At 61.0% G+C, this 1,419-nt stretch carries 3 protein-coding genes; 2 read left to right on the top strand and 1 reads right to left on the bottom strand.

The annotated features are described in order from the left end of the window. The coding region (locus AC1DSN_RS22620; protein ID WP_477333074.1) for a hypothetical protein at positions 1-239 on the top strand (239 nt) is incomplete at its 5' end. Between the two features lie 297 nt (positions 240-536). Then, positions 537-1,115 (top strand): hypothetical protein, encoded by a 579-nt coding sequence (locus AC1DSN_RS22615; RefSeq protein ID WP_477296209.1) that lies wholly within the window; start codon positions 537-539, stop codon positions 1,113-1,115. On the opposite strand, the gene AC1DSN_RS22610 is transcribed toward AC1DSN_RS22615, so the two are convergent. After that, positions 1,057-1,419 (bottom strand): hypothetical protein (locus AC1DSN_RS22610; protein WP_477333072.1); only part of this gene is annotated, 363 nt, incomplete at its 5' end. The genes AC1DSN_RS22615 and AC1DSN_RS22610 overlap by 59 nt on opposite strands.

The following is a 1,419-nucleotide window of genomic DNA, read 5'->3' as shown; positions in this document are numbered from 1 at the left end:
GTGCATCCATGCACTTCGCCGAGCCGTTCGCGTGCGAAGTGCCTGCCAAGTTACTCAAGGAAGACGGCGGCACGGTTTACTATCGATTTGGCGTGTCGAGGAATGGCGGGCGCTTCTGCGATAGCCTGATGGGTCGCGACCTCAAGACGACGATGGCCGCTAACGGCCGCATGCAGATCACCTTAGCCTCGCCCAAGGCGACCTGGCGTGGTGACTTCCAGCGGATGGGTGTGCCCTGACCATGAGCGACACCATCCAATGCCACGTCCACGGAGAACAGCAGGAGACCTTTGTCTGCCAGCACCTGGCTGAGTCCCTTGAGACCGGCGAGAAAGTAGGTTTCTTCTGGTCAGGCGAGCCTCGAGGTGATGCGTGGTGTTCCGAGTGTGAGGTTGTACGCGTCCGGGAGGGTGGGGCCAGCGGCGATTGGAATGAACGATCGGAGAAGTCGCTGGGGATCACGATTCTCTGCGGCGCGTGCTACGACCGCGTACGAGATTTGCAAGGTTTTTAAGGCCTGGCTTAGGGAAATAACAATGGCATTGAAGAAGCTCGCTGTGTTTGCACTGGTCGCGGCGGCAGCGCTCGGTTCGACGTCTGTATGCCTGTCGGCTGATGCCTTGCCGAAGGCTATCCAGGCGCAGATCCCTCATGGATTCGAGGTCATGCAATCCGCCCCGGGACCGGAACTTGGCAACAAACGGCAGAGCCTTCTCGTTGTCGTGCACCACGCTGTGGATACCATGGCCAACGCCTCACCGCGTCCACTTCTCATCTTCGAAAGCCAGGACGACGGCGCCTTCAAACTGGCAGCTCGCAACGATCTTGTCGTCCTCAGGGCCGACGAAGGCGGGCAGTGCGATCCGTTCGACGAGGACGACGAGGGCCTGGCCGTCAAGGGTGCGTACTTCACGGTGCAGAATGCCGTCGCGTGCGGGTCCCATTGGTCGGACTTCGTTACTTTTCGCTACGACGCAAAGGCTGGCACGTGGCTCTTCCACAGCGAGATCCACACGATGTCATTCCCGTTGGAGGGAACGCCTGACAAGACCTCCGTCACACGGGCGGATAAAGCGAAGCCGGTCGCGTTCGCGGACTGGAAGCCTGCACACTGACCTGGTCCGCCTGCAGGCGCTTCTCGCGCATCTCAGCCCGGTGGTCTTTCACTATCAGGATGGTCGATGCGAAGTACATGGCCACCAGCAGGAAGGTCACCGGCCCGCGCGTGTTCGACGCGTTCCCGCCCTCGCGCGTCCAGCGGGAAAGCCAGTAGGTGACCGGGATCGCCAAAAGAAAACCGAGTAGCCACGCGGATCCCCAACGACCACCCTCCACGTCGAACGAGCGCCAGAACAGGATCAGCGGTGCCCAACTGTACATCTGCACATTGGGGCCTTCGTCGTCGCGGCGATGCAGGTC

Source organism: Luteibacter sp. P4_D7_3 (assembly GCF_056401735.1).
Note: the sequence above shows the minus strand (reverse complement) of the source record. Positions and strands in the feature narration are given on the sequence as shown.